This window comes from Xenorhabdus szentirmaii DSM 16338 (assembly GCF_002632585.1).
Classification (GTDB): domain Bacteria; phylum Pseudomonadota; class Gammaproteobacteria; order Enterobacterales; family Enterobacteriaceae; genus Xenorhabdus; species Xenorhabdus szentirmaii.
On the sequence record NZ_NIBV01000067.1, the window covers coordinates 1 to 287 of the forward strand.

A 287-nucleotide genomic window follows, 5' to 3' on the forward strand; every position below is an offset into this window, starting at 1 on the left:
AGCCCGGATAGCTCAGTCGGTAGAGCAGGGGATTGAAAATCCCCGTGTCGGTGGTTCGATTCCGCCTCCGGGCACCACTTCAACTTCCAGTGAAGTCCAGCCTAGTAAAACAATTCATATCAAATCCAGCAAAATCAACCTTATTACCAATCTCAACGTCTAGTTTCGTCTGTTGCAATCAAGATGCAGCGAAGGGCATAATTCGGGGCACTTACCGTTCGATTATGAGAATGCCCTTAACAATGAAACTTAATGCACGACAAATCGAAACTGCAAAACCCAAAGAA

The 287-nt window shown here is 45.6% G+C and carries 1 tRNA gene; it reads left to right on the forward strand.

Annotated features, from left to right (window positions below):
• The first annotated feature begins 1 nt into the window (after window position 1).
• Window positions 2-77 (forward strand) — tRNA-Phe (locus tag Xsze_RS21675).
• The last annotated feature ends 210 nt before the right edge of the window (window positions 78-287 follow it).